At 66.1% G+C, this 24592-nt stretch carries 27 protein-coding genes, 1 tRNA gene and 1 other RNA gene; 12 read left to right on the forward strand and 17 right to left on the reverse strand.

Annotated elements, in window-relative coordinates:
• Positions 1-2: 2 nt before the first annotated feature.
• Together ACFR99_RS18945 and ACFR99_RS18950 are read right to left on the reverse strand one after the other, a co-directional pair.
• Positions 3-434 (reverse strand): histone, encoded by a 432-nt coding sequence (locus ACFR99_RS18945; RefSeq protein ID WP_390290848.1) that lies wholly within the window; start codon positions 432-434, stop codon positions 3-5.
• A 66-nt stretch (positions 435-500) separates the two neighbouring features.
• The gene (locus tag ACFR99_RS18950; protein WP_390290851.1) at positions 501-1940 is read right to left on the reverse strand and encodes a single-stranded DNA binding protein; all 1440 of its coding nucleotides are present in this window, start codon (positions 1938-1940) and stop codon (positions 501-503) included.
• Positions 1941-2262: 322 nt separating this feature from the next.
• Between ACFR99_RS18950 and ACFR99_RS18955 the strand changes: the two genes are divergently transcribed.
• Positions 2263-2335, forward strand: a tRNA-Arg gene (locus ACFR99_RS18955).
• Between the two features lie 251 nt (positions 2336-2586).
• Here the strand turns inward: ACFR99_RS18955 and rnpB are convergent.
• An RNA gene (gene rnpB, locus ACFR99_RS18960) (RNase P RNA component) lies at positions 2587-2962 on the reverse strand.
• A 240-nt stretch (positions 2963-3202) separates the two neighbouring features.
• On the opposite strand from rnpB, the gene ACFR99_RS18965 reads away from it, so the two are divergent.
• Positions 3203-3802 carry a TIGR00296 family protein gene (locus ACFR99_RS18965; RefSeq protein ID WP_390290854.1) on the forward strand — a complete coding sequence of 200 codons (600 nt, stop codon included), beginning with the start codon at positions 3203-3205 and terminating at the stop codon, positions 3800-3802.
• Positions 3803-3870: 68 nt separating this feature from the next.
• On the opposite strand, the gene ACFR99_RS18970 is transcribed toward ACFR99_RS18965, so the two are convergent.
• The 8 genes from ACFR99_RS18970 to ACFR99_RS19005 all read right to left on the reverse strand — a co-directional run bounded on the left by ACFR99_RS18970 (position 3871) and on the right by ACFR99_RS19005 (position 12383).
• Positions 3871-4047, reverse strand: a complete 177-nt coding sequence (locus tag ACFR99_RS18970; RefSeq protein ID WP_390290856.1) for a hypothetical protein — start codon at positions 4045-4047, stop codon at positions 3871-3873.
• Entirely contained in the window at positions 3987-5159 is a 1173-nt protein-coding gene (locus ACFR99_RS18975) for a nicotinate phosphoribosyltransferase (protein ID WP_390290859.1), read from the reverse strand. Before ACFR99_RS18975 ends, ACFR99_RS18970 begins: the two co-directional genes overlap by 61 nt.
• Before the next feature lie 140 nt (positions 5160-5299).
• Positions 5300-6952: an Hvo_1808 family surface protein gene (locus ACFR99_RS18980; RefSeq protein WP_390290862.1), complete on the reverse strand. Its 1653-nt coding sequence runs from the start codon at positions 6950-6952 to the stop codon at positions 5300-5302.
• 138 nt (positions 6953-7090) lie between these two features.
• Positions 7091-8110, reverse strand: coding sequence for an SDR family oxidoreductase (locus ACFR99_RS18985; RefSeq protein WP_390290865.1), 1020 nt, complete (start codon positions 8108-8110; stop codon positions 7091-7093).
• A 2-nt stretch (positions 8111-8112) separates the two neighbouring features.
• On the reverse strand, positions 8113-9597 hold the full coding sequence (locus tag ACFR99_RS18990) for a vitamin K epoxide reductase family protein (RefSeq protein WP_390290868.1): 1485 nt from the start codon (positions 9595-9597) through the stop codon (positions 8113-8115).
• 2 nt (positions 9598-9599) lie between these two features.
• Positions 9600-11498 (reverse strand): glycoside hydrolase family 15 protein, encoded by a 1899-nt coding sequence (locus tag ACFR99_RS18995; protein WP_390290871.1) that lies wholly within the window; start codon positions 11496-11498, stop codon positions 9600-9602.
• Between the two features lie 74 nt (positions 11499-11572).
• Positions 11573-11965 carry an SPW repeat domain-containing protein gene (locus tag ACFR99_RS19000; protein ID WP_390290874.1) on the reverse strand — a complete coding sequence of 131 codons (393 nt, stop codon included), beginning with the start codon at positions 11963-11965 and terminating at the stop codon, positions 11573-11575.
• A 64-nt stretch (positions 11966-12029) separates the two neighbouring features.
• Entirely contained in the window at positions 12030-12383 is a 354-nt protein-coding gene (locus ACFR99_RS19005; RefSeq protein ID WP_390290877.1) for a four-helix bundle copper-binding protein, read from the reverse strand.
• A gap of 241 nt (positions 12384-12624) precedes the next feature.
• On the opposite strand from ACFR99_RS19005, the gene ACFR99_RS19010 reads away from it, so the two are divergent.
• The 4 genes from ACFR99_RS19010 (at position 12625) to ACFR99_RS19025 (ending at position 14443) form a co-directional block, all read left to right on the forward strand.
• The gene (locus ACFR99_RS19010; protein ID WP_390290880.1) at positions 12625-12945 is read left to right on the forward strand and encodes a hypothetical protein; all 321 of its coding nucleotides are present in this window, start codon (positions 12625-12627) and stop codon (positions 12943-12945) included.
• A complete protein-coding gene (locus ACFR99_RS19015) occupies positions 12933-13523 on the forward strand; it encodes an ArsR family transcriptional regulator (protein WP_390290883.1) in 591 nt (196 codons plus the stop codon). The genes ACFR99_RS19010 and ACFR99_RS19015 overlap by 13 nt, the downstream gene beginning before the upstream one ends.
• A 47-nt stretch (positions 13524-13570) precedes the next feature.
• Positions 13571-14143: a cysteine hydrolase family protein gene (locus tag ACFR99_RS19020; RefSeq protein ID WP_390290885.1), complete on the forward strand. Its 573-nt coding sequence runs from the start codon at positions 13571-13573 to the stop codon at positions 14141-14143.
• Positions 14144-14278: 135 nt separating this feature from the next.
• Positions 14279-14443 (forward strand): hypothetical protein, encoded by a 165-nt coding sequence (locus ACFR99_RS19025; RefSeq protein WP_390290888.1) that lies wholly within the window; start codon positions 14279-14281, stop codon positions 14441-14443.
• A gap of 25 nt (positions 14444-14468) precedes the next feature.
• On the opposite strand, the gene ACFR99_RS19030 is transcribed toward ACFR99_RS19025, so the two are convergent.
• Entirely contained in the window at positions 14469-14960 is a 492-nt protein-coding gene (locus ACFR99_RS19030) for a PaaI family thioesterase (protein ID WP_390290890.1), read from the reverse strand.
• A 54-nt stretch (positions 14961-15014) separates the two neighbouring features.
• Positions 15015-15890, reverse strand: coding sequence for a DUF8155 domain-containing protein (locus ACFR99_RS19035; RefSeq protein ID WP_390290893.1), 876 nt, complete (start codon positions 15888-15890; stop codon positions 15015-15017).
• Between the two features lie 57 nt (positions 15891-15947).
• Between ACFR99_RS19035 and ACFR99_RS19040 the strand changes: the two genes are divergently transcribed.
• Both ACFR99_RS19040 and ACFR99_RS19045 read left to right on the forward strand, forming a co-directional pair.
• Positions 15948-16649 carry a lipoyl protein ligase domain-containing protein gene (locus tag ACFR99_RS19040; protein WP_390290896.1) on the forward strand — a complete coding sequence of 234 codons (702 nt, stop codon included), beginning with the start codon at positions 15948-15950 and terminating at the stop codon, positions 16647-16649.
• A 69-nt stretch (positions 16650-16718) separates the two neighbouring features.
• Positions 16719-17243 carry a DUF7529 family protein gene (locus ACFR99_RS19045; RefSeq protein WP_390290899.1) on the forward strand — a complete coding sequence of 175 codons (525 nt, stop codon included), beginning with the start codon at positions 16719-16721 and terminating at the stop codon, positions 17241-17243.
• A gap of 89 nt (positions 17244-17332) precedes the next feature.
• On the opposite strand, the gene nadC is transcribed toward ACFR99_RS19045, so the two are convergent.
• From nadC to nadA, 3 genes are read right to left on the reverse strand one after another with little or no spacing between them, the layout of a single operon-like run.
• A complete protein-coding gene (gene nadC / locus ACFR99_RS19050) occupies positions 17333-18148 on the reverse strand; it encodes a carboxylating nicotinate-nucleotide diphosphorylase (protein WP_390290902.1) in 816 nt (271 codons plus the stop codon).
• A 1-nt stretch (position 18149) separates the two neighbouring features.
• Positions 18150-19688, reverse strand: coding sequence for an L-aspartate oxidase (locus tag ACFR99_RS19055; protein ID WP_390290905.1), 1539 nt, complete (start codon positions 19686-19688; stop codon positions 18150-18152).
• A 1-nt stretch (position 19689) separates the two neighbouring features.
• A complete protein-coding gene (gene nadA, locus ACFR99_RS19060; protein ID WP_390290908.1) occupies positions 19690-20823 on the reverse strand; it encodes a quinolinate synthase NadA in 1134 nt (377 codons plus the stop codon).
• Between the two features lie 205 nt (positions 20824-21028).
• Between nadA and gfo6 the strand changes: the two genes are divergently transcribed.
• The 3 genes from gfo6 (at position 21029) to ACFR99_RS19075 (ending at position 23240) form a co-directional block, all read left to right on the forward strand.
• On the forward strand, positions 21029-22099 hold the full coding sequence (gene gfo6 / locus ACFR99_RS19065; RefSeq protein ID WP_390290910.1) for a D-xylose 1-dehydrogenase Gfo6: 1071 nt from the start codon (positions 21029-21031) through the stop codon (positions 22097-22099).
• 78 nt (positions 22100-22177) lie between these two features.
• Positions 22178-22648 carry a methylated-DNA--[protein]-cysteine S-methyltransferase gene (locus ACFR99_RS19070; protein ID WP_390290913.1) on the forward strand — a complete coding sequence of 157 codons (471 nt, stop codon included), beginning with the start codon at positions 22178-22180 and terminating at the stop codon, positions 22646-22648.
• A gap of 121 nt (positions 22649-22769) precedes the next feature.
• Positions 22770-23240, forward strand: a complete 471-nt coding sequence (locus ACFR99_RS19075; protein WP_390290916.1) for a DUF5790 family protein — start codon at positions 22770-22772, stop codon at positions 23238-23240.
• A 49-nt stretch (positions 23241-23289) separates the two neighbouring features.
• Here the strand turns inward: ACFR99_RS19075 and ACFR99_RS19080 are convergent, their stop codons facing one another.
• Positions 23290-24036, reverse strand: a complete 747-nt coding sequence (locus tag ACFR99_RS19080) for a creatininase family protein (RefSeq protein ID WP_390290919.1) — start codon at positions 24034-24036, stop codon at positions 23290-23292.
• Positions 24037-24213: 177 nt separating this feature from the next.
• Between ACFR99_RS19080 and ACFR99_RS19085 the strand changes: the two genes are divergently transcribed.
• A complete protein-coding gene (locus tag ACFR99_RS19085) occupies positions 24214-24558 on the forward strand; it encodes a DUF5789 family protein (RefSeq protein WP_390290921.1) in 345 nt (114 codons plus the stop codon).
• Positions 24559-24592: the final 34 nt, after the last annotated feature.

Here is a 24592-nt window from a genome sequence, read left to right on the forward strand (position 1 = left end):
GCTCACTCGAACAACGAAAAGTACGTCTCGATGTCGTCGTCAGTGATCGTCCGCCGGTCGGCGTGGCGTGCGAGGATCGCCGCCGCTCGGGCGACGTTGTCCGCGTAATCCTCGAGGATGTCGGCCAGCGCGACGCGGGCGTCCATCGAGACGCGATAGCGGTTGTCGATCTCTAACCTGGCGATACGATCTACCGGTGCAACTGGCAACTCGAGTTCGTCTTTGTCGATGACCGCTTCGACCCCGAAATCCTGGGCCATCAGTGTCTTGCGGCCGTCCGCCGTCGCCTCTTCGGCGGCGTCGATCGCGAGCTCGCTCCCGTGTTCCTGGATCCGCGTTGCGAGTTCCTTGGACGCGTCGGCGCTCACCCGAAGCTCGCCCGCGTTCCGCCGGATTATCGTGTCCACCGGGGCGAACGGGAGTTCGACGTTCATATCATTATAGGCGAAGCTAACGCCCTTAACGCTTTTCCTAGGCTCGTGATGCGGTTGCTCGAGGCGTCAGAACACGTCGTTTGCCTCGAGGCGGCCGTCGCGGACGACCCCTCGGGCGGTTACCTCTTCGCCGAGGCCGACGTCGGCATCGGTCGCGACGCTCATGGTCTCCTCGCCGTCGTCGAGTACGACCGGATCGCCCGCCTGGACGACGACGCCGGTGAACTCGAGTTCCTCGCCGTCCGACGGCGCGTCCGAGCCGGCATCGCCGGCCTCGGTCGTCGTCGAGCCGGTGCCATCTGTCGCCGTCTCTTCGTCCGTTCCGTCATCGGCAAAGGCCGACAGACCAGCGTTCTCGTCGCTCGAGTCGCCTGCATCCTCGGTCCCACTCGAGGCGGCAGACTCGGATTCTAAGACCGTAACCGTCGACTGCCAGCCGGCGGAGGCCTCGAGGTCGTCCTGCCAGCCGTCCTGAATCTCGACATCGCCGAGTGCGACCTCGTCACCCGGCCCGATGTCGATATCGGCCTTCTCGCCCCACAGCGCGACGCGGATGTCGTCGGTAGCGTCCTGGACGCGGATGTTTCGGACCTGCCCCTCGGAGCCGTCGTCGCGGTCGAACGTGCGTTTGGGATCGGCCGAGCGGACGACGCCTGCGATGTCGACCGTCTGGCCGATCTCGAGGTCTTCGATCGGCGTGCTCTCGGGGACGTACTCGATGTCTTCGTCGACCTCCTCGACGGCACCGCGGTTGCCGACGTGGAGCTCGAGGCTGCCGTCGCGTTCCTTGACGTAGCCGTCGATCACCTCGACGGTCGCTCCGGCCTCGAGTTCCGTGGCGAGGTCGGCCCGTTCGTCCCAGAGTGTTACGCGCACGCGCCCGGTGGAATCTCCAAGGACGAGGTTCGAGACTTTCCCCTCGGAGCCGTCGTCGCGGTCGAACGTGCGCACGCTGTCGGTATCCAACAGCAGGCCGACGAGGGTGACGTCCGAGAGGCCAAGCGAGAGGTCCTCGATTGCGTACGTGTCGGAGACCTGGACGTCGATCTCGGTGTCGTCGTCGGGTTCGACGTCGTCGACGCTGACCTCGACGCCCGAAAAGCCCTCCTTGGGGCGGCCTTTGATCCGCAGGACCTGCCCCTCCTCGAGCTCTTCGATGGCGGCTTCGGCGTGGTCGTCCCAGAAGGCCGCCCGCACTGACCCGGTCTCGTCTGCGACTTCGACGTTGACGACCTGTCCGTCTTCGTCGTCGCCGTCGCGCTCGAAGGTCCGTTTCTCGCCGATCGAGATCACCTTGGCGACGAACTTCGCCTCTTCCATGCCGGGCTCGATGTCGGCGATGCCGCCGACTTCGCTCTCGCCGACTTCGTGAGCGACGAGCATCGCCGCCGTCTCCTCGTCCGCGAGTCCCCCCATCTGCTCGACTTTCGCCTCGACGGCCTCGCGAAACTCCTCGAGGGAAACGTCGGCCTCGAGGTCCTCGTATACACCCTCGATGTCGCTCATTCTATGCTCGTGCATGGGTAGCCCGCGCATAAGCGTTATCCATTCGCTGCTTTCCCGTGAGGGAGTGTTCGACGAGTACAGTACACATACTGGCCGGATCGACCCATTCCGTCGTCGCAGATCCAGCACGGAAACGCCATGAACTACCGGGACTCGACCGGGGACACATACCCCACCCTGGCCGCGCCTCAGTATATAAATTCCAGACGGGTTACTGTGACACTCCTCCCCTCGAGACGTGTCGGCAGACAGCAGGAATCGACAGCCAGCGGCGGCTTCGTTTCGAAAGGGCTTTAATGGTCACCGGGTTATGTAGAGATGAGTCCTGATAGGGTAGTGGACTATCCTCTTGGCTTGCGGAGCCAGGGACCGGAGTTCAAATCTCCGTCAGGACGCTCACTCCTTTCGAGTGCTTCACGTTGTTCAGCACTCGCTTTCTCGTTCGGTCCTGACGTGCCCAACGCTCGCTCGCGTCACCGGCGGCGAAGCCGCCGGTTTCCAGCGGGACCTCCGGTCCCGCCCGGTTCGCGTCAGACTCCGTCAGGACGTTTTCACCGACGCAACACCGACGAGCGAAGCGAGTCGCTCGTGTCGGTGTGAAACTCGAGCCCTCGAGCGACAGCGTCGCAACTCACGATCGAAAACTGGGTGAGAGGAGTAAGCCCCCTTCTGTTCGGCCCGGCATTCGGCTGAGCGTCCGCACCGTCCGCGGCGAGGCCGCGGGGTGTTCGGGCTACCACGGGACGGACTTGCACCGGTGAGGGTTCGCCGTTCCATCGATCCTCGGCCGTCTTTGCACAGTCGATCGCGCCGAGCGCGACCCGCGGTTTCGAACCGCGATACTCGACTGCGCACCCTCTGCGGGTTAACTCCCTTTCCTCTCGGTCAGGTTCGCGCGCATCATCGGTCGGGCCGAGACGTGTCGTTTCTGTTCCAGAGCCAGCGGTCTCCCGCTCCGGACTTGCGTCCGGTCACCTGCCCGAACAGGTGGGGGGACTTTCCTCGCGGGCGTTGGGCAACCCGGGGGGTTGGCCAACGTTACGAGCGTGATGCGCCCCGAAGGGACGGATCACGTTACGAGCGTGGACCGACTCGAAGAGTCGCTCCACGAAAGGTGGTTGCGCTGTTGCCGGCGCGACCATCGCGGCAGCCGGGCTCTCTCTCCCAGTTGTCGTAGGGCCGTCGGCCGAATAAGTCCCCCGGTCGGCGGCTCCACCAGCGAATGGAAGCGCTTTAGGATGCTCATTTCCATGTGTATCTGTATGTCCCAGGGACAGGGCGTCGACCTTTCCTACGAGGACGGTGCACGTGCGGTCGAACTTGCGCGTGAAGCCGTCGACTCCTACGTACGACACGGGCAGCGAGAACAACCGGGCAGCATGCGCGAAGCCTTCTACGAGCGAACCGGGGCGTTCGTCCGCCTCGAGTCGACTCGCGGCCGCGGCAGCCTGCGTGGTTGTGCGGGCGGCTACCGCTCGGACGACCAGCTCGGCCACGTCATCGTCGACGCGGCGATCGAAGCCGCCAGTGGGGACTCCTGTGGCTCCGAAGTCAGCCCCTCGGAACTGTCGAACCTGACGGTCTCGGTCTGTATCGTCAGAAACGTCGTGTTGACCGACGACCCGCTGGCCGACCTCGAGGTCGGCACTCACGGCGTCGCCATCGACGGCGGCGAGGGCGGCTGGCTCTACCCGACGGTCCCGGTCGAAAACGGCTGGAGCGCCCGCGAATATCTCGGGCGGACCTGCCGGAAGGCGAAGCTCGCACCGGATGCGTGGCAAAACAACGACGTCGTCGTCACGCTGTTCGAAGGCCAGGTCTTCCGCGAGCGCGAGGCCGACGGCAGCATCGAACAGGTCTGAGCAGACCCGCGATTTTCTCGACTCAGTGTCGTCGGTAGCGAAGCCATTCCTGCCCGCATTCTCCCCGGTTAGTCGCTCGATCCGGATGGCCGGTCCAGTTGCTCGAGTTTGACCTCGAGCAGCGCGCTCAGCGCCGCAAACACGTAGTGAACAGTAAACCAGAAGACGAGCAGGCCGAGTTCCGTTATCGATCGCGTGATGCCGTCGATCGCCCAAACGTGACCGTTTCGGCATCGGCCAGACATCGTTCGGTCGCTACATCCAGATCGAACTCGCGGACGATCTCGCCGTCGCGGACCAGCGGTTCGAGCAGCGATTCACCCTCGTCCGGCCCGTCGCGGTCGGCCAGCGTGACGTGGTGGCCGCCGTCGGAGGTCCGATAGATGTCTTTGACGCCGGAGAGTTTGCCGCGCTTGGAGATCGGTTCGCCTTCTATTTCGACGATGTCGAGACTGAAGTCCACCGAGTCGGCCCCGGTGATGTGGCTACCGACGCCGAAGCCGTCGGCGACATCGTGCAGTTCCCGGATCGTCTCGGGGGTGAGCCCGCCGCTACAGAAGATGTCGACATCCTCATGCCCCCGCGCGTCGAGTTCCCAGCGCACCTCACGAATGATGTGCCGGAAATCGCCGCGCCGGGAGCCCGTCGTGTCGATGCGGACGCCATCCAGGTCGTCGCCGAGCGTCTCGGCGGCCAGGAGGCTCTCGCTTTTCTCGTCCCAGAAGGTGTCGACCAGCGCGATCCGCGGGACGTCCTCGCCGACGGCCTCGTCGAAGGCCGTCCAGGCCTCGGCCTGGTTGCCCTCGCCGAAACAGAACATGAGCGCGTGAGGCATCGTCCCGCCCGCCTCGCGGCCGATGATCTCGCCGGCCGCGACGTGGGAAAAGCCGTCAAGTCCGGCGAGCAACGCGGCGCGTTCGACCGTGGCCGCGATCGACGGGTGGACGTGGCGCGCGCCGAACGACAGCACCAGCGACTCGGGGGCCGCCAGTCTGGCCTCGAGTGCGGCCGTGGCGAAGCCACTCGGCTGTGACAGAAAGCCAAGCAGCGAGGTCTCGAGTGCGGCGAACTCGAGATACGGGCCCTCGATCCGGAGGACGGGGCCGCCGTCGAACAGCTGGCCGTCGGGGAGCGCGTCGACGTCGACGGCTCGGCCCTCGAAGAGCGTCGCCACGTCTTTCACGCCGGTGAAGACCTCGAACTCGCCGGTCGGGAACTGATCTGCGGTCACTTCGGCGACGACGTGGGGGTTTTTCCCCGCGTGCTCGAGCGTGGCCCGCGTGCGCTCGAAGTAGGCGTCAGTCGCGTCCCCCTCGAGAATAGCCTCTGCGGGAACGGTTCCGAACGGATTTGACATATCGCCGATTTCCCGTGGGAGGCAAAAAAGCTACCCGTCTGGCGGCGCGCGAGGGCGACGCGCAGTTCCCACTGGCTCGATATGCAAGCGGTCTCGCCGTCGATCCTCCCGAACAGACACGCCGCTTACGAGCCCGGTCGCTATCGTTTGCGGCCAACAGCGAGCCAGGTACCCGCTCCGAATAACGTGACTGCGATCGCGCCGACCGCGGCCGTCGCGCCGACGCCGGGGGCCGCTTCGGGTGCGGCACCGGACTCGACGGCCGATAGCGCTGCCACCGACGGGGCGCGAACGATCGTCGCCGTCGTCCCGTTTCGTTCGACATAGTACGCGCCGGCGTAGCCGCCATCGTCGATCACGAAGGTGTTCTGCCGGGCGGTGACGGGATCGGCACCGTGGTTCTCGAGGAGCGTCCGGTACCCCTCGATGAACGCCTCGGAGTCCGCGGCCGACTGCCACTCTGTTCGCCAGACGTAGCCGGCCTGGCCCGCTGCCTCGGCTGGATCGCTCTCAGTGTCGAGCTCGTCGTTGGTGTAGATGACCAACTCGTCGCCGGCCCAGCCGTCGGTGACGTCGTGATCGTAGTCGAACCCGCGACCGCCGCCCCGAACGTCGAGGTCGGTCGCGTCGAGCACCGACGGCTGGTCCTGATTCATCGCGTCGGCGGCGAACATCGCGACCATGCCCGCTTCGCCGACAGTGTCGTTTGCTACCTCGCCGTCGACGGTGAGTTGTCGCCAGCCGTCGCTCGAGCGGTCGGGGACCGAGACGGCGGCCGGTTCGCGCTCGGAGCCGGGATGAATAACGGCGGTGGTGGTCGCCGGCGGCTCGTCGTAGGCCGCGTTGACCGCCGACCAGCCCTCGCCCTGCTGGCGCAGGTAGTCGACGTAGTCGGGGCCGTCGCTGTAGGGCTGGTAGATGGCGAAGTAGATGCCCCAGTTGACGTCGAGCTGCCCCTGCCTGCCGTCGCTGGGAGCGAGGCAGTCCCACTGAATCTCACAGCGACTCTCGTACTCGCGTTCGACCCATTTGGCGTCGCCTTCGACCAGTCCACTGGTCGCCAGGTCGGCGTCCTGGGTCGTGCCGTTGAGGTCCGAGAGCCCGAATCGCTGGTCTTGCAGTGCGTGGACGAGTTCGTGGCCGAGCGTGAGCTCGTCCAGTTCCGGCTCTGCGGGGGTCTCGGAGACGATGACGATCTCGTCGGTCTCGGGATCGTAGTAGCCCTTGACGGCACCGCCGTAGACCGTCTGGGTCGCGTTGACCGCTGTCGTGTCTCGATCGACCGTAAACAGCGCCTCGTAGCCGACGTTTTGCTCCAGTCGCTCGGCTGCAGTGTAGTTCTCGAAGCGCTCGTCGTTGGTCTGGCGGTAGGTTTCACGGGAGACGACGTCGACGGCGACCTCCTCTTCGAAGGTTAGATTTCGAATCCGCTCGACGCGGGCCATCGCCCGGTAGACGACGGGCTCGAGGTCGTCGTCGTCGACGACCGCGTCCGATTGGTCGTCGACCGGAAGTTCGTCATCGTACCAGTAGCCTTCGACGTAGCCGACGGTGTCCTCGGTGGTTGGGTTCGCAGGGCGGTCGTCCTGCGTGGCGACTGCTGCGTTCGTGGCCGTGGTCGGCTCCAGACGTGGGGCTGGCTCGGCTCGATCGGCAGCGGCTGCGGTCGTTCCGCCGGGATCCGCGGCCGCGCCGGCTGCGATCACCGGGCCGGCGAGGCCGCTTGTTACCAGCGCTCCGGCGAGGACCACTACGAGCAGGGCGACGGACGTGCGGGGGCGCGTCGATGGCATCGACTAGCGAGTCATTTGAATGGAAGTGCAAAAAGCACGCCGGTCACATCGTCACTCATACGGACTGCTGTCAGTCAGTGCTGGCGCGACCGAGAGCCGTTCTGCGATCGCGCCGGGAACCAGTGACAGCAGACCGTATCACCCGTCATCGGCCGACGTGGCCTGCCACCCCAGCAGGACGCTCAGGATCACAGTCGCGAGGCCGGCGAGCACGGCGAGCGGTCGCCGGTGCATCGACGCCTGCAGCTGGTAGCTTCGATCGCGCGCCTGACTGTCGAACGGGCCGTGAGCACCGAAGTCTCCCGCTACCGGCTCGTGAAGGTTGTGCTCTCGGTTGGGATCGACCGGCTCATCCGTCAGCTGTGAGTCGTACCCACCGCGTGCGAGATAGTTGTCGAGTCGCCGTGGAATGATTCGGTTGCCGAGGATCGCCTTCACCGTCGACCGCCCGACCCACAGTTCGTCTTTGCCGTGGTCGACGGCCCACAAGATCGCTCGAGCGGCGACTTCCGGCTGGTAGATCGGCGGCACCGGTTGCGGTTGCTTCGGCATCCGACTCTTCGTCCACTCGAACTGCGGCGTGTTCATTGCGGGCATCTGGACCATCGACAACTGAACGTCACAGTCGTCGTGGATGAGCTCCGTCCGGACGGACTCGGTAAAGCCCTGGATCGCGTGTTTCGCGCCGCAGTACGCGGATTGAAGGGGGATGCCCCGGTACGCGAGCGCCGAGCCGACCTGGACGATCGTCCCCTCGTCTCGCGGACGCATCCGCTCGAGTGCGGCCTGCGTCCCGTAGACGTAGCCCAGGTACGTGACTTCGGTGACGCGGCGGTAGTCGTCGGCGGTCATCTCCGCGGCCGGTGAGAACACCGACACCATCGCGTTGTTCACCCAGACGTCGATCGAGCCGAAGGCGTCCTCGACGGTCTCGGCCGCGGTCTCGATCGCATCGGGGTCGGCGACGTCCGTCGGGACGACAACTGCCTCGCCGCCAGCCGCCTCGACCTCCTCGCGTGCACCCTCGAGGCCGTCCTCGCCGCGCGCGAGCAGGCCGACCTTCGCGCCACGGTCGGCGAACGCGCGAGCGGTGGCTCGCCCGACGCCGGCCGATGCCCCGGTGACGACGACGACCTCTGAGTCGGTAGGTTTGGACATGGTTAGCTACTGAGAGGGTTGAGTCGGTCGACAGTCTCGAGCGTGGCGTACCGTTCCCATCCCCCGTAGCGATCCGCGATCGGTCCGCGGGGGACGCTGAGAAGCACTACGAGCAGGCCGGCGACGGTGGCGTTGATCGCGGCGATCGTCGGGACGTCGGTGAGCAGCCACGGCGCGACGACAACCCATCCCGCGAGCGGGACGTTCAGGAACCGGATCGCACGGGCGGGTTCGGCGGTCGCGATGACCGTGAAGGAGACGATCAGTGAGCCGGTCAGGTGGCTGGTGTCGGCCATGAACCCGGTCGTCCCGAAGAGGGTCGGCGAGAGCATGAGCCAGGCCCCGAGCACCATCGCGGCGAGCAGCGTCCACGGGATCGAGACGCCCCAGAACGGCTCGCCGATCGGCGACTCGCCGATCGGTCGCTCCGTGGCCTCGTCGACGCCGGCCTCGTCTTCGGGGATCGTCCCGCCCATCCAGAAGGCGGTCCAGAGGCTATCGCCCTGGCGCGTCAGCCGGACGAGGTATTGCCCCATCGCGACGACCTCGTCGACCGTCAGCGAGATCATCCACAGCATGCCAAAGGCCGAGAGAAGACAGAGGGTACACCACGTCCCCACCATGATCGGCTGGGAGATGACCAGCAGCACCTGCACGAAGCCAAGCGGGATCACGACGACGCCGAAGAAGGCGACCATCCACGGCATCGTGCGCCACCGTCGGCGGTCCCCCATGAACCCCATCAGCGCCTCGACCGAGTAGGCCACCGCGCCGAGACCGGCGTCGGAGACCGGGAACGCCTCCGACACCTTCGACGTGAGGATCTGCTCGGTACCCGTGCCGTAGAGCGGGTCCCAGACGCTGCTGATGTACTCGAGCTGGAAAGCGGCCATGTACCACGAGGCGAAGAAGCCGAAGATGCCGAGCGCGATCAGCGGGGCGCGCTGGGCGCCCGTCGAGGGGTTGTACGACCAGCCCGGCGGGACGGCTGGCCCCTCCATCTCCGAACGCATCACGATCAGCACCGAGAAGGTGATAACCATGATGCCGACGAGGGTGTGGTTGGCGTAGGCCGCCGCCGTCGGCGCCCAGAAGGCGATCGGCGCGAACACCAGCCACAGGCCGACGAAGCCGTTGGCGTAATTGGCGTAGCCGCTCTCCCGGTAGATCGTGAGACCGGCCAGCGCGATGATGACGACGCCGCTGACGATCCCGTTCCACCCCATCAGCGTGCTCTCGTAGCCCAGCGTCGGCGTGCTCGCGACGAGCCAGAGGCCCAGCGAGATGATGGCGTACTGTGGCCACACCTCCTCCGTCGGATGGGCGAGCATCATATCACCCGGCCGCATCGAGCCGCCGTCGTCTCCGTCCTGACCGTCAGTTCCGTCTCGGTTCTCGTCGCCGCCGTCGGCCCGCGAGGGGCGCTCGCGCGCGTCGGTCGTCACGGCGGTCGGTTCGTCTGTCGTGTCGTGTCTGTCGTCGCTCATTGTCACTCACTCCGTGTCGGTCGACGGACGATCTCCGTGCTCGCGTCGAGGTCCTCGAGCGACTCTTCCCGGCCGAGCGGCGCCGACGATCCGGCGCTCGAGCGGTCGGCGTCGGCCAGCGCGAGCGCGGCGTTGAGCAGTCCGATGTGGCTGTACGCCTGCGGAAAGTTGCCACGCTGGTCGCCGGTCTCGGGGTCGACCGCCTCTGCCAGCAGTCCGAGCGGGCTGGTGTACTCGAGGATCGCCTCGAAGCGTTCGGTCGCCTCCTCGGTTCGTCCCGCGAGCGCGAGCGCGGTGACGAGCCAGAACGAACTGACGACGAACGGGCTGTCGGTGCCCGGAAGTCCGTCGTCGCCTTCGTAGCGCCGGACGAGGCCGTCGTCGGTCACCAGCCGGTCGATCGTCGCGTCGATCGTCCCCTGGACGCGCTCGTCGTCGGGCGGGAGGAAGCCGACGACCGGGACGAGCAGATTCGCCGAATCGAGCGTGTCGTCGTCGCCGAACGCCCGGACGAAACTGTTCGTCCGCTCGCTGAACCCGCGCTCGAGGATCGCCGCTCGAACGTCCGCGCGACACGTCCGCCAGCGCTCGAGCGGCGCATCGATGCCGTCGGCGGTCTCGGCGAGTTCGATCCCGCGGTCCAGTGCCGTCCAGCACATGACTTTCGAGTAGACGAACTGCTGGGGATCGCTTCGGACCTCCCAGATGCCCGCGTCGGGCTCGTCCCAGCCCTCGCAGACGTAGTCGATGAGGTCGCACATCACCGCCCAGTCGTCGGGCGTCACCGGTTGACCGTAGCGGACGGCCTCGTAGATCGCGAGGATCAGTTCGCCGTAGACGTCGAGCTGGTGCTGATCCCGGGCCGCGTTGCCGATGCGGACCGGGGCCGAACCGCGGTATCCCTCGAGGTGATCGAGGACCCGCTCCTCGAGGTCGCCGCCGCCGTGGAGGCCGTAAACCGGCGGGACCGCCGCGGGGTCGTGCTGGCGACAGTGGTCGAGACACAGCTGGAAGTACGAGCGGGCCTCCGCGAGGTGTCCCAGTTCGGACAGCGACCGAACGGTAAAGGCCGCGTCGCGGATCCAGTTGTACCGGTAATCCCAGTTGCGGACGCCGCCGAGGTCCTCTGGCAGCGAGGTCGTCGGGGCCGCACACACCGCGCCCGTCTCCTGGTGGATGAGCAGTTTGAGGACGAGCGCCGAGCGGACGGCGAGGTCGTGCCACCGGCCGCCGACGGGACAATCCGTCCCGTCACAGTCGTGGACCCACTCCTGCCAGTAGTCGACGGTGCGCTGGAGCGTCTCCCGGTGTGCGGCCGGCGAGAACGGGATTTCCTCGCCGTAACCCAGGGCCAGCCAGCGCTGCTCGCCGGTTTCGAGCGTCACCGTCGCGCTCACCCCGTGGCCGTCGGCAGATGGCTCGATCGGGAGGTCACTCGAGAGGACGGCCCGCTCGTCGTCGCCGAGCGCGACCACGCCCTCGGCCGTCGGTTCGATCTCGGGAACCTCACGCGCGTAGTCAAATCGCGGCTCGAACTGGACCTCGAACTCGAGCGGTCCGTCTTCGCACTCGAGTCGTCGGTAGACGGCGGGCAGCGGGTCGTCCGACTCGGTCGCCTCCGCGACGGGCATGAAGTCCGTCACGGTCGCTTCTCCGTCGGCAGTCCGAAACGTCGTCTCGAGGACGGTGGTCCGGTCGCGATACCGCTGGACGGACTCGAACGAACTCGTCGGCCGGACGGCGAAGCGGCCGCCGCGGTCGGCGTCGAGAATCGCGGCGAAGACGCTCGGCGATTCGACGTGTGGGAACGGACACCAGTCGATCGAGCCATCGCGACCGACGAGGGCGACCGTGTTCCCGTCGCCGATCGCGCCGTACTCCGCGAGTGGGGTGTACTGCATTAGTAGGTTTTCTCACAGGTAAGTTCGCATGGATCGCTCGTGTCGTACCACCGGTAGTCGGTCCAGCGCAGTCCCTATTCGGCAGTCACACGAAAGGGCCGCTCGTCGCCGATGACGGACGCGACGTACGCGTTGTAGCTCCCGAAGCCTGCGACGACGGTTCCCGCGGCGACGTCGTTCCACAGCGCCACCCCCTCGAGCTCGAGGACGAACGGCGCGACGACGAGCCAGCACCCGAGGACAGCGACGAGCGCCGCGCCGATCGCGCTCGCCGGTCGCCCCCGAGCCACGCTGGCGTAGTTGTGGCCGGCGGCGAGCGCGATCGCGGTCCCGACGAGCACGTCGTTCCAGCGGCCGACCGCCAGCGTACCGAAGACGAACGGGGCCGTGATCAGCCAGCAGCCGAGCACACCGCTGCCGACGGCAGCTAGTTTCGTCAGGTCGTACATCTGAGCCTGTACGTACATCCGTCGTCGCGTCCGTATCGGTCAAACGGCGGTCCATATCCGGATCGACTGCCGTGAGCGGTGTTCAGGCAGTGGCCATGTTGCGGCAGATCTCCGCACAGTCACGGAGGACGTCCGCACACACCTGACAGTGCTCGTGGTCGTGTTGCTCGCACTCGTCGGCACACTCGTCACAGGCGTCGGCGGTGATCGCGGCGAGGTCCGTCCTGTAGCCGGAGTCGCGGGCCATGAACCGCGCGTGCATCGCGGCCAGGTCGGCGACGTCCCGGCAGAGCCTGATACAGCGAGCCATCTCCTCGCCGTCATCGGCGCTTTCGTCGGCACACCACTCGCAGGCCTGGACACACTCGAAGCAGCTGTCGATACACTCCTGCATCTCCTCGTCGTCGCTGACGTGGTCGATCTGAGTCAGTGCCATTACAGTCGATCGGTCGGCACGGACACCTTTTGTTAGCCACACCCCACGCCGTACCGGCCGAACGGTGAGGGCCAAGACCCGCAGCGGTCGTGGCGGTGCGTCCAATCGGTGAGGGTCGTTTTACGATGGGTTACTGGCAAGCGGCGTGACGAGTACTGGAGAGACGGCTAGTTGCCCTCGCCGTCGACCCCGTGCAGATCCATGCCGCAGCTTAACGACCGCCCGAGTCCAAGCCCGCAGCATGACCCACTCCATCGTCCACCTCCTCGGCGTTCCATTCGCGATCGTCGCTGGAACCGGGGCCGGCGTGTTCGCGCTCCTCTCGTGGGGCATCTTCCGGAACTCCCCGTTCGGCACGGCGATCGCGCTCCTCTCGCTCGGGATGGTCGCCTTGACGATCTACCACACGATATTGCTCGTCACCGGCCCCGAGCCGCTGGCGCTTCACGTCCTCCGGAGCGCCGTGAACACGATCGTCGCAATCTTCCTCGGGCTGCTCGTGCTCCGTCACCGGCAGCTCCACCAGCATCGACCCAGAGGTGAACCGTCGTGGACGGACTGACGCCGTTCGTCGGCTATAACCTCGCGGTCGGGGTCGTCGTCGCCTGCGAGTTGCTGTACTTTCTCCGGCTCGAGGCGTCGGTGACTGCGTACCGCCGGTTCGTGCTCGTTACCGTCGCCGGGCTGGTGCTGGCCGTGATCGGCGGCCCGGTCGCCGAGCTGGTCGCGCCGTCGCTGGTCCACTGGGTCCACGGGACCGCCGCCCTGCTGGTCGTCTTCGGGCTCTACGATCCCGTGACCAACGACGTCCGGAGGATCGAGTGGGCGCGCGCGTTGCTGAGCGAGCCATCACGGATCCGCCAGCCGGCCGAGTGGATGGCGCCGATGGACGACGAACTCCTCGCCGTGTTCCACGGGACCGACCTCGCCCTGACGCCCGCCGTCGTCGCGTACAACGCCGGCTTCAGCCGGAAGGAGGTGAACCGTCGCCTGCTCGAGTTGGCGGACCACGGGCTCCTCGAGAAAGCCGAACGGGGCAAGTATCGGCTGACGCGACGCGGCAAGCGGTACCTCGAGGGACAACGTCACACCGCCTCGGCAACGGTCGGCGAGAACGACGAAACCGGGGCCCTGCGCTGACGTGGGCGCGAACGTTTTCACGATCCCGCTCGTACGACCGTCTAGTCATGCGCCTCGAGCCAGACCGCACAGCAGTGGTGGTCGTCGACATGCAAAACGGGTTCTGTCACCCCGAGGGGTCGCTGTACGCGCCAGGTAGCGAGACCGTCATCGAGCCGATCGGCGAGTTGGTCGAGCGCGCCCGCGAGGCCGGCGTCCAGGTGATCTTCACCCGCGACGTCCACCCACCGGAACAGTTCGACGATGCCCACTACTACGACGAGTTCGAGCAGTGGGGCGAACACGTCCTCGAGGACTCGTGGGAGGCCGAGATCGTCGACGAACTCGCCGTCGAGGACGACGACTACGTCGTCCAGAAACACACCTACGACGCATTCTACAACACCGAACTCGAGGGCTGGTTGACTGCCCGCGGGATCCACGACCTGGTGATCTGCGGGACCCTCGCGAACGTCTGTGTGCTCCACACCGGCGGCAGCGCGGGCGTCCGGGACTTCCGGCCCATCATGATCGACGACTGCATCGGTGCGATCGAGGACGAGCACCACGAGTACGCCCTCGAACACGCCGACTGGCTGTTCGGCGAGGTCGAATCGAGCGAGAACATCACGTTCGCGTAATCGATCGCCACGTCCCACCGTATTTTTCGTCGCCGGCGATCCAAGGGACAGTATGAATGCCACGTGGCCGCGTCTCGCGAACGCGGCGCTTGACTTGCGTCTCGACCTCGAGCCGCAGCCGGACGGTGACGGTAAATGAACGACCAGCAGCTGCGACCGTTGTACCTGCTAGGAATCGGGGCCGGTGCGTATGCGCTCTGGTATTTCGCCTCGGCCGGCCAGACGCTGTACGCCGCCGTGTTCGGACTCGTAACGATCGTGTTCGTGATACAGCTTCGAAAACTGACCGCTGGCTCCTGAAACTCGCGCGTCGCCGTCCTCGGTCTCACTGGGGCTGGAAGATCCGGTACGCGCCCTGTCCGATGGCGACGAGTTTCGTCTCCCCGTCGGGTGTCGTACTTTCGACGGCGATCTCGCTGACGCCGACGCTGCTGCCGGCCCGGATCACGTCCGCGGTCGCGACGAGATCAGCCGTCGCTGGGCGGAGATAGTTGACGTTCAGATTGATCGTCGCGATCCGTGCCTCGAAGGGGTCGTCGATCGCCGTTCGAAGTGAGAGGCCGCCGACGGTGTCGATGAGCGTCGCCGCGACGCCGCCGTGGAGGTCTGCCTTCTCGTCGGGCGTGCCGTTCGGCCGCGTGTTCGTCAGCTTCTCGTCGTAGGGGATCGACATCGTCATCGTCCCGTCGCCGACGTTGTCGACGCTCGTATCGAGCCACGCGAGGAACTCGTGGTCTTCTTCGAGCGCCCGCTGGAGCAGTCCCTCGAGGTCGTCGAACTCGTCGCGTGCCTCCATCGGTGGCGCGTCCTCGGTCATAGCCCCCTGTCTGTCGGCGACGGTCTTGACGGCTACGTTTCTCGCTGTCACCCCTCAGTCCCGGTCGCTCGAGCGAACCCGCACCCGAACCCGTTCGCCGACTGCGAACGACCGGTCCGGGCAGATCAGTTTCGCGCCGAAGTCGCCGTCTCGCGCACAGAACAGCGACAGGCCGGTGATCGGCTCGCCGTTTGCCGTCACCGTCACGTCGTCCCACGTGATCGTGCGGCCGTCGGCGACGCCGAGCCGATCGCCGTTCAGTGAGACCACGGGGTCGGTGTCGTCGTCACGCTCGAGCACCCCGCCGCCGTCGTAGTGTGGCAACCCGCCGTCTAAGACGCCGCCCCCGTCGGCTCGTACGCCGACGAAGCCAGCGCCGGGATCAGGGTGGCGGGGGGCATCGAGCACCGCGTAGGTGTCGCCGGTCGAGACGACGCGGCCGGTGCCGTCCCACGCGAGCGGCCGGACCGAGACCCCGAGTTCGATCGGGAGCGAGCCGGACGCACGATAGGGATTCTGTTCGGGAGCGCGAACCCCCACGTGGAGGTGGTTGTCGACCCAGGGGGCGAAAAAGCCTGCCCGGACGAGTCGGCCGAGCGATTCGCCCCGTTCGACTGTCTCACCGGCTTCGATCGACGGCTCGACGTGGAGGACTCTGACCGTCAGCCCCGCGAGTGGGCTCCCCTCGGCAGGCTCGAGCAGGATCAGGTGGTCGTGTTCGGGCGCGTAGGGTTTCGGCGGCGCGCGGACGGTCCGGGTCTCGCGGACGGTGCCGGCGACCGGGCTCGGTGCAGCGGTCGTCCGGCCGTCGACCAGCGTCCCCGGATAGAGATCGATCGCACAGCCGCCGTCGTGGGCGGGGTACGGCGAGTTGTACAGCGAGAAGCGTTCGTACTGTGCCAGCACGGATTCGGGAAGCGTGACGGCCATCGGATATCGAACGCTGGGCGGCGAGAACGTTTAGACCCACCGGGTCCAACGGCCAGTATGCGCGTTTTCCGCGGGCGGGCAGCGTCGATTTCGGCTGATCGCGATGTGAGCCGACAGTTGCTCTCGGTCGCCGCTGACGGCGAGCCCGCCGTCCGTGTCTGGGTTCCCCATCAGCAGGTCGCCTTCGGCCGTCGGGACGCTCGCCGCGAGGGGTACGAGCGCGCCCGCGCGGCCGCCTCCGAGCGTGGGTTCCCGCCGATCGAGCGCGACGTCGTCGGCCGCGCGGTGGCCTACGACGGTGCGACGACGCTTGCGTTTACCCGTGCCGAGCCAGTCATCGACGGGAGAACTGGCACGACCAACAGGTACGAACGTGCCACAGCCGCCCTCGAGCGGGCGTTGCGAACGCTCGATCTCGAGCCGAGCCACGGCGAGCCCGACGACTCGTTTTGTCCCGGCACGCATTCGCTGTCGCTCGGTAGTGCGCGCGCGAACGGTCGACGGCGAAAAGTCGTCGGCATCGCCCAGCGCGTCCGAAGCGACGCCGCCCTCGTCGCCGGCATCGTCCTCGTGGCGGATCGTAGGGGCCTCACGGCCGTGCTCGAGGACGTCTACGACGCGCTCGACGTCGCGCTCGAGCCGGCGTCGGTCGGGACCATCGCGGCCGCGGGCGGGCCGTCCGATCCCGAGCCCGTTCGCGCGGCGATCGAGGACGCGCTGGTCGGCGACGCGACGATCAACTCGATCGAGTCGGTATAGGATACTATTTTTTCGCTTCGTGGTGTCTCCCTCGCATATGACGAGCCGATCACGACCGGAGGGAGAGCGATGACGGCAGACGAATCGGCGGCCGACGACGAGTCGGACCTGGCCGAGACCCTGTGGGACGATCTTCTCACGGATGCACGCGCCATCGCCGACGAGTACCGCGAGGACGGCTGGGACGCCGTCGTCCTCGAGCCGACCGTCGTCTCGCCAGTCGAGCAGGACGAACGAACCGGACTCGACGTCACGGTCAGCGCCGACGAGTACGACATCGTCGCGGGACTCATCGAGGAGGGCGACGTGACGATCACCGCAGCCGACGTGTACTATCGGCCACTCGCCGAGGAGGGGAGCGACCAGCGGGTCGCTCTCGCGGTCGAGCGCGACGACAACAGCGAGACGGCGATCTTCCTCCCACTTTCCTACGACATCACGGCTTCTCGATCCGTCTTCGAAACGGCACTCCTCGAAGAGGAACTGCTGGTTCACGTGATGGCCGAGCCGGAGGTGGGATGGGTCAGCTTCTCCCACGACGATCCGTCGCTGTTTCTCGAGGAGTCGGACGTTCGGGCCTGGGACGCGGAGTAAGCCGATTCATACGGACGCCTGTCAGTCGGTGTCGGCGCACCCGTATGGCGGGTTGCGGGTGCGCCAGGACACAGTGACAGCAGACCGTATCACTCGCCGGTTCGAAACGATAGATCGAGCGACGGTGCCGAGTGAGTCAGCGATCCCATCGAGATCACGTCGACGCCGGTCGCGGCATACGCTGGTACATCCTCAGTGGTAATCCCGCCGCTGGCTTCGACCAGCACGCCCTCGTAGTCGGCGAGTTCGCTCACGGACGCTTCCGTCTGCTCGGGCGTCATGTTGTCGAGCAAGACGATGTCTGCACCCGCTTCCGCCGCTCGCGGGGCGTCGGCGATGGTCTCGACCTCGACTTCGACCTTCGTCGCGAAGGAGGTTTGCTCCTGAAAGTGTTCGACGGCGTCCTCGAGTCCCAGCTCGGCGACGTGGTTGTCCTTGACCATCACCATATGGGAGAGATCGAGCCGGTGGGTGTCGCCGCCGCCCGCGACGACGGCGCGTTTCTCGACGCCGCGCAGGCCGGGCGTGGTCTTTCTGGTCGCGGCGATCGCGACGTCCTCGGACTCGGTTCGCGCCAGGTCGACCGCCTCGCGGGTCCGGGTCGCGATCCCCGAAGCATGACCCGCGAGATTGACCGCGACGCGTTCGCCGCGCAGCACTTCACGGGCCGAGCCGACGACCTGCAGCAGTTCGTCGCCGGGTTCGACCGCGGTCCCGTCCTCGAGCCGATCGGTCACCGGCACGTCGAGGTACTCGAAGACGGCCGCTGCGGCCTCGAGACCGGCGGCGACGCCCGACTCCTTTGCGACGAGTCGGCCGACCGTCTCGCCGGGAACCTGGTTGGTTACGTCGTGGTGGCCGATGTCCTCGCGGAGCCACTGCTCGATCTGTGTGTCGGTAATCATCTCAGTCGTCCGCCGTCGGTTCGACTGTCGATTCGTCGGCGTCCGTCGCGACGTAGTGACAGCCCACCGACTCCGTATTCTCACCGGCCGCACGCGCGATCAACAGCGCAGTGACGCTGGCGTTGCGCAGTTCGTAGAGTTCGCGCGCCGTGCGCGTGCGGATGTAGGCGTCGACCTCGCCTTTGAGTCGTCGGAGGACGGCACTCGCGCGCGCGATTTCGTCGGGGTCGCGCTCGAGGCCAAGATACTCGTCCATCGTCTGCTGGAGGCGCGTGAACTTCTCGGCAGCGAAGCGTGCAGGCAGTTCGGGATCCCGATTCAGGAGTTCGGGTGCCTCGACGACCTCGGGGCCGAACCCGGTTGCGTCCGCGCCCGCACGGAGGCCCCAGACGAGGCCCTCGAGCAGACTCGTACTCGCCAGTCGGTTCGCGCCGTGGACGCCGGTGCGAGCGCATTCCCCGACGGCGTAGAGCCGATCGAGCGAGGTGCGACCGCGGTCGTCGACGTCGATACCGCCACACAGGAAGTGCTCGGTCGGTGCGACGGGGATCTCGTCGCCGTCGATCCCGCGGTCGCGGCATTTCTCGGCGATGGCAGGGTACTCGGATTCGAACTCGAGCGGACTGACGTCCAGCACGACTTCGCCGGTTGCCTCGCGTTCGGCTTCGACCGCGCGGGCGACGACGTCTCGCGGTGCGAGGTCACCCTGTGGGTGGTAGTCGTCCATGAACCGCTCGCCATTACCGTTGCGGAGGACGGCTCCCTCGCCCCGGAGGGCTTCAGAGAGCAGGAAGGGATCATCGCCGGCGTAGGCGGTCGGATGGAACTGGATGTATTCCATGTCCGCGACGTCCGCGCCTGCGAGCGCGGCCATGGCGATGCCGTCGCCGGTCGCGTCGTCGGGGTTGGTCGATCGGCTGTAGAGCGCGCCGATCCCACCGGTCGCGAGGACGGTCGCGCCGGCGTAGATCGGTTTACCGGCCGGTTCTTCGTCAGAGACCACGCCGTGAACGCGTCCCTCGTTGGTGATCAACTCGAGTGCGGCCGTATCCTGGCACACCTCGATACGATCGTGGTCGTCGACGTACTGCAAGAACGGCCGGAGGATGTGCGTGCCCGTCGCGGCGTCGACGTGGAGGATGCGGAACTCGGAGTGGGCAGCCTCGCGCGTATAGTCGAGGTCACCGTTGGCGGTTTCGTCGAAGTCGACCTCGAGCGTATCGATGAGCACGTCCTCGACAGCCTCGTCGGCGTGTTCAACGAGGGTGTCGACGGCGTCGGGATCGACGGTGCCGTCGCTGGCGTCGATGATGTCCTGTTTGAGGCTCTCCGGGTCCCCGCGTGTCGTCGAGATACCGCCCTGCGCCCAGTCGGTGCTGGCGTCGTCGGGCTTCGTCGCTTTCGTTAGCAGGAGCACGTCCGCACCCTCCCGTGCGGCCGACAGGGCGGCCGCACAGCCTGCGATACCGCTGCCGACGACGAGCACGTCGGTCGTTTCGCCGTCAGTCGTGGTTTCCGTTCCAGTATTGGTTTCAGTCATCTTAGATCTCGAGCATCCGATCGAGCGCGACTTCCGCGAGGTCCTTCTCCTCGGGGGCGACCTCGATCACGTTGTGTTCGCGGCCTTCGACGAGTTCCTCGAGTACCCAGGTCAGATAGTTGGGATCGATCTGTCGCATGGCGTTACAGTCCATACAGGCGTCGCCACACAGCGGCACGACGTTCACCTCGGGATGCCAGCGCTGGAGGTGATTCGTGAGGTGAACTTCGGTGCCGATGGCCCACGTTTCACCCGGCGCTGCGTTTTCGATCGTCTCGCGGATCGTCGCCGTCGAGCCGGCCTTGTCAGCAGCTTCGACGACCTCGCGGCGACACTCGGGGTGGACGATGACCTTTGCGTCGGGGTTGTCCTCGCGAATCGCCTCGATGTGTTCGACGCGGAACCGCTCGTGGACCTGGCAGTAGCCGTCCCAGAGGATGATATCGCTTTCGGCGACTTCGGCGGTGTCTTTGCCCTCGGGATCCCAGGGGTCCCACTGGGCGATCTCGTCTGCCATGCCGAGCCGGTGGGCGGTGTTCTCTCCGAGGTGCTTGTCGGGCAAGAACAACACTTTGTCGCCCTTCTCGAAGGCGTACCCGAAGGCCTTGTGCGCGTTCGAGGAGGTACAGACGAGCCCGCCCTGGCTCGCACAGAAGGCCTTCAGGTCCGCGTAGGAGTTCATGTACGTGATCGGGATGATGTCGGCGTCGGGCGCTGCGTCGGTAATTTCGGCCCACGCGCTATCGACCTGGAGCGCTTCTGCCATCCCGGCCATCGGACACGATGCCTCCATGCTCGGGAGGATCACCGACTGGTCGTCGTCCGTGATGATGTCGGCGCTCTCGGCCATGAACGTCACGCCGCCGAAGATCACGTACTCGGCGTCGGCCTCGGCCGCCCGCTTCGAGAGCCCGTAGGAGTCACCGACGAAGTCCGCGTGCTCGACGATCTCCCGCCGCTGATAGTTATGCCCGAGGATCACGACGTCGTCGCCGAGCTCCGCGAGCGCCGCCTTGATGCGGTCCGTTCGCTCGGTTTCTTCGAGCTCCCGGTACCGAGGTGGGAGTTGCTCGAGATTGTCGTATTTGAACAGACTGAGATCGGTTTCTAGCTCTGCCGTTTCCATTTTGACCATCTTCCGTCACCTATGGGTGGACACATATCACAGGCGCTTGTTGAATAACTTTTTCCTTCGAAAGTCGAATTCGGTCGAATACCATCTGTGAATACGACGTCCGAAAACCAATTAACAGGTGATCAGCGCTTCGAACGATATTCGATAGCTGAAAATCACGCTTCGTTTCACTGTGGTCCTTTTCGCTGGCGCTTGTAGGGCGCATATGCCGCTTCAGGACGCCTTTTCGAACTTCACACAACGGGACTGGGAACACGAAGCAGTCGAGGGAGCGATCCGGCTCGCCGTCGTCGGGGTCGGCGGTTTCGCCCGGCAGCGCGCACTTCCGGCGATCGCCGACAGCACACGCTGTGAGACGACGGTACTGGTCGCCAGTCCACCCGAGAGCGTCAGCGACGTTGCCGAGGCCTATGCCGTCGACGCCGTCGTCGACTACGACCCTTTTCTCGAGGGAGCGTGCGTCGACGCCTACGACGCGGTCTACATTGCGGCACCGAACGCCGTCCATGGCCAGTACGCGATTGCGGCGGCCGAGTTCGGCAAGCACGTCCTCTGTGAGAAGCCCCTCGAGACGACCGTCGAGCGCGCTCGAGCCATCGTCGACGCCTGCGCCGACGCCGGCGTGACGCTGATGACGGCCTACCGGCTGCAGGCCGAACCGACGGTGCGTCGCACGCGAGAGCTCGTTCGCGACGGCGTGATCGGCGATGTCGTGCAGGTCCACGGCGGCTTCTCACACCCGCTGCTCGCGGAGGCTGATCCCGACACGTGGCGGCTCGACCCCGAGACCGCCGGCGGCGGCGCGCTGGTCGACCTTGGAATCTACCCGCTCAATACGATCCGGTTCGCCCTCGAGTGCGACCCCATCGGGGTGTACGCCACCACTCGCTCAGAGGGCCCCCCATTCGCCAACGTCGACGAACACGTCGCCATCCAACTCGAGTACGAGACCGGCGCGACGGCCTCCTGTACGGCGAGTTTCGATGCCCACGCCCGCAGCGCCCTCGAGCTGGTCGGCACCGACGGGATGATCGACATCGAGTCGCCCTTCGGCGGCGTCGTCCCCCAGGAGATGGTCGTCGAGAGCGGCGACGTTCGCATGGAGTACACCGGTCCGCGGGTCGACGAGGTCCGCGAGGAGTTCGACTACTTCGGCTACTGCGTCCTGACAGGCACCGATCCCGAACCCGACGGCGAGGACGGCTTGATCGACCTATACACGATCGAGGCTGCCTACGAGTCGGCCGAGACGGGGCGGCGTATCGCCCTCGAGTGAGACATCGCGAAGCCGTCCGTTGTCGGTCGCGAGCGACTAACCGGCGGCTATTCAAGTCCGGATCGCCTACAGGAAAGTATGGAGGACGTTACGGACGCCGGAATCTATGCGCGGGAATCGCCGTATCTCGATCGGTACGTGCAAGTGGGTGCTGCGAGCGGGCGAGTCCTCAGCGTTTCCTTCCCCGACGTACCCGACGCCGACGCCGAGACCGATCACCCCGTTCTTGACCAGATCTTCGAGTACTTGGACGGCCTCGAACCGGTTAGCTTCGACGACGTACAGGTCGCAATGACCATGCCCACCGACCAGCGAGCGGTCCTCGAGAGCGTCCTGGAGATCCCCTACGGCGATCAGGTCACCGTCGACACGCTCACCCGGATGACATCGGGGCTCGATCACGAGGACGACGACGATATCATCCTCGTTCGGACCGCACTCGACGAGAACCCGACACCGATCCTCATCCCGGACCATCGCGTGCGCGACGGTCCGAGCGCTGCACCGCCGGACGTCGAGCAGAAGCTCCGGTCGATCGAGGACCTCTAACCGTTTGACGACTTCGCTTTCGAAATTCGGTCGCTGTTCGACCGGTATTGCTCTGCTCCGGGCCGATTTCACTTTCACTTTCGGGCTACCTTTTAACCCTGGGCCCCGTGAACACGGTGACATGAGCCAAGCGACGCTCGGCGACGACGAGGAACTGTTCGGAGAAGCGGCCACTGAGATGCGCGCGGATGTCGAGTCCTCGCTCGCGGACGCCTGGGCGGCACTCCCCGACGCCGACGACGTCTGGGACGCCGATGCCGACAACGTACTGGGTGTGCTCAACGGCCTCAACTCGGCGCTCGAGGTCGGCGACGCGGAGGATCACCTCCGCGATGCCAAAAAGTGGTTCACGATGGGCCAGCGTGCCGACGCCTTCGACGACGCCGACGACCTCGAAGAAGAGATTGCCGACCTCGAGGACGCAATCACGGACATCTCGGGGGCGAGCGAGCAGGTCGGCGAACTCACGTCGACGATTCCGGCGCTCCGGGGCACGCTCGAGGACGCCGGTCCTGCGGCCGATGCAGAGGACGATGACACAGGCGACGATGCCGATGCCGTAGCCGAGGACGAAGAGGAAGACGAGGAGTAATCGACTCACATCGGGCACTCGAGTCATACTCCCCGCCCGTCGGCCTGACTCACGACTGTTCCCGATGGTCGGGCCGCGAGACGTCACGCTCGGCGACCGTTTCGAGCAGCCGAGCCAGCGAGTCGGCCGCCAACTCGAGCAGCGTCTCGCCGCGCTGGGCGTCGCCATCGGCCGGATCGCCGACGACACCGTTTTCCGCGAACTCCGCCGAATCGTAGGCCAGATTGACGTGACTTGTCCAGTCGCCCCAGCCGTCGGCCGCGCCGGCGCGGGCCTCGTCGATCCGCTCCTCTTGGACCAGATCCGGCTCACAGTGGCGAAGCAGTGCGGTCTCTAAGGGACCGCCGTGGCCCATGTCGGCGCTGTGCTCGCCGACGGCCTCGAACCAGGTGAACGGAACAACGTAGGCGTTGCCGTCCCGGCTGAGTCGGCCACCGACCTCCCGGAGGGCGTCGACGTTGCCGCCGTGGCCGTTGACGATGACGACGCGGTCGAAGCCGTGGTGAGCGAGGCTCTCGACGGCCTCGCCAACGTAGTCTCGGAACGTGTCCTCGGAGACCCACATCGTCCCGGGGAACTGGCGGTGTTCCGCGGCGATCCCGACCGGAATCGCCGGCGCGCGCACGACCTCGCGGTCGAGGCGCTCGATCCCCGCGTCGGCGATCGCCTCCGCGGTGAGCACGTCCGTCCCCAGGGGCGCGTGCGGGCCGTGTTGTTCCGTGCTGCCGACGGGAAGGACAGCGAGATCCGTCTCAAGGCTTCCCACGTCCGTCCACGTCGCCGCTGTGAGATCCATGCGCGAGTATACTCATCTGTCGACAAAAGTCACTGCATGTTCGACCGGTTGCATGCGACCGATGGGTGAAATCGGTTCGTCAGTGGTATCTCGGCTGTCTGCCAGTGGACCGCGTCGTCGGACTGCACGGCGAACGCAGGCCCAATCCGTTTGCGGTCAGGTTGCGTTCCGTCACGTATGTCCGAAGAGAACCGTGAACGCGGCGTCGAACTCGGCGACGTACAGGAGTCGCTCACGAACGTGGAGTACCCGATCGGTCACGATGAGTTACTCGACGCACACGGCGACGAGGAAATCGAAATGAGCGGTAACACGACGACACTCGAGGAACTGATCGGTCCGTTGAACGAAGACGAGTATCGGGACTACGACGAGGTCGAGGGAGCGATCATGAATATGGTCGGCGACGAGGCCATCGGTCGGAAAAACTACAGCGACCGCACGCCGCCCGCGGCAGGCGAGGACAGACAGGACGAAGGGGCACCGGACCAGGACGACCAGAGCGAGCAAGAATCGTTCTAGACGCCTCCGCGACCACTCTTCCTCTCGTACGGAC

Origin of the sequence: Haloarchaeobius amylolyticus (assembly GCF_042678045.1) — an archaeon.
Classification (GTDB): Archaea; Halobacteriota; Halobacteria; order Halobacteriales; family Natrialbaceae; genus Natrinema; species Natrinema amylolyticus_A.

Coding starts and splice junctions, on each gene's coding strand:
- ACFR99_RS18965 (WP_390290854.1), top strand. CDS start 3,203: ATGTCCCAGGGACAGGGCGTCGACCTTTCCTACGAGGACGGTGCACGT.
- ACFR99_RS19045 (WP_390290899.1), top strand. CDS start 16,719: ATGACGGCAGACGAATCGGCGGCCGACGACGAGTCGGACCTGGCCGAG.
- ACFR99_RS19025 (WP_390290888.1), top strand. CDS start 14,279: ATGAACGACCAGCAGCTGCGACCGTTGTACCTGCTAGGAATCGGGGCC.
- ACFR99_RS19070 (WP_390290913.1), top strand. CDS start 22,178: ATGGAGGACGTTACGGACGCCGGAATCTATGCGCGGGAATCGCCGTAT.
- ACFR99_RS18970 (WP_390290856.1), bottom strand. CDS start 4,047: ATGTCTGGCCGATGCCGAAACGGTCACGTTTGGGCGATCGACGGCATC.
- ACFR99_RS18980 (WP_390290862.1), bottom strand. CDS start 6,952: ATGCCATCGACGCGCCCCCGCACGTCCGTCGCCCTGCTCGTAGTGGTC.
- ACFR99_RS19020 (WP_390290885.1), top strand. CDS start 13,571: ATGCGCCTCGAGCCAGACCGCACAGCAGTGGTGGTCGTCGACATGCAA.
- ACFR99_RS19010 (WP_390290880.1), top strand. CDS start 12,625: ATGACCCACTCCATCGTCCACCTCCTCGGCGTTCCATTCGCGATCGTC.
- ACFR99_RS18945 (WP_390290848.1), bottom strand. CDS start 434: ATGAACGTCGAACTCCCGTTCGCCCCGGTGGACACGATAATCCGGCGG.
- ACFR99_RS19080 (WP_390290919.1), bottom strand. CDS start 24,036: ATGGATCTCACAGCGGCGACGTGGACGGACGTGGGAAGCCTTGAGACG.
- ACFR99_RS19035 (WP_390290893.1), bottom strand. CDS start 15,890: ATGGCCGTCACGCTTCCCGAATCCGTGCTGGCACAGTACGAACGCTTC.
- ACFR99_RS19085 (WP_390290921.1), top strand. CDS start 24,214: ATGTCCGAAGAGAACCGTGAACGCGGCGTCGAACTCGGCGACGTACAG.
- ACFR99_RS18950 (WP_390290851.1), bottom strand. CDS start 1,940: ATGAGCGACATCGAGGGTGTATACGAGGACCTCGAGGCCGACGTTTCC.
- ACFR99_RS18975 (WP_390290859.1), bottom strand. CDS start 5,159: ATGTCAAATCCGTTCGGAACCGTTCCCGCAGAGGCTATTCTCGAGGGG.
- ACFR99_RS18990 (WP_390290868.1), bottom strand. CDS start 9,597: ATGAGCGACGACAGACACGACACGACAGACGAACCGACCGCCGTGACG.
- ACFR99_RS19040 (WP_390290896.1), top strand. CDS start 15,948: ATGCGCGTTTTCCGCGGGCGGGCAGCGTCGATTTCGGCTGATCGCGAT.
- ACFR99_RS19030 (WP_390290890.1), bottom strand. CDS start 14,960: ATGACCGAGGACGCGCCACCGATGGAGGCACGCGACGAGTTCGACGAC.
- ACFR99_RS18995 (WP_390290871.1), bottom strand. CDS start 11,498: ATGCAGTACACCCCACTCGCGGAGTACGGCGCGATCGGCGACGGGAAC.
- ACFR99_RS19000 (WP_390290874.1), bottom strand. CDS start 11,965: ATGTACGTACAGGCTCAGATGTACGACCTGACGAAACTAGCTGCCGTC.
- nadC (WP_390290902.1), bottom strand. CDS start 18,148: ATGATTACCGACACACAGATCGAGCAGTGGCTCCGCGAGGACATCGGC.
- ACFR99_RS18985 (WP_390290865.1), bottom strand. CDS start 8,110: ATGTCCAAACCTACCGACTCAGAGGTCGTCGTCGTCACCGGGGCATCG.
- ACFR99_RS19055 (WP_390290905.1), bottom strand. CDS start 19,688: ATGACTGAAACCAATACTGGAACGGAAACCACGACTGACGGCGAAACG.
- ACFR99_RS19075 (WP_390290916.1), top strand. CDS start 22,770: ATGAGCCAAGCGACGCTCGGCGACGACGAGGAACTGTTCGGAGAAGCG.
- gfo6 (WP_390290910.1), top strand. CDS start 21,029: ATGCCGCTTCAGGACGCCTTTTCGAACTTCACACAACGGGACTGGGAA.
- nadA (WP_390290908.1), bottom strand. CDS start 20,823: ATGGTCAAAATGGAAACGGCAGAGCTAGAAACCGATCTCAGTCTGTTC.
- ACFR99_RS19005 (WP_390290877.1), bottom strand. CDS start 12,383: ATGGCACTGACTCAGATCGACCACGTCAGCGACGACGAGGAGATGCAG.